Source organism: Chromohalobacter sp. HP20-39, from assembly GCF_033052815.1.
Lineage (GTDB): Bacteria > Pseudomonadota > Gammaproteobacteria > Pseudomonadales > Halomonadaceae > Chromohalobacter.
Window position 1 is genome coordinate 1 of the sequence record NZ_JAWHTP010000452.1, and the last position, 305, is coordinate 305.

At 30.5% G+C, this 305-nt stretch carries 1 protein-coding gene; it reads left to right on the top strand.

The features are described 5' to 3' along the window. Positions 1-38: 38 nt before the first annotated feature. Positions 39-305 (top strand): hypothetical protein (locus tag RVY79_RS18775; protein ID WP_317466069.1); only part of this gene is annotated, 267 nt, incomplete at its 3' end.

Consider the following 305-nt stretch of genomic DNA (forward strand, 5'->3'; position numbering starts at 1 on the left):
TAGAGCAAACTGGATACCAACATATAGGAGATAAGAAAATGAGCTATTTTCCAAACCTAAACGACTCCATTTTCTTATTGAAAAATACGACTATATGGAGCAACAAAAAGAAGGAATCAGTAGCCTTCAATTATGGGAAACAGATTTTTATTGCTTACTCTTTTGATGATAAATTAACTTTTATCAAGTATGAAGGAGATAAAGCAATAGAAATGATAGATGAAATACTGGATTACTTTTCTCTTATTTTGAGTGAATCTGAATCAGTTAGTTATATACACAGAAATTTACAACAAGGAGAACGG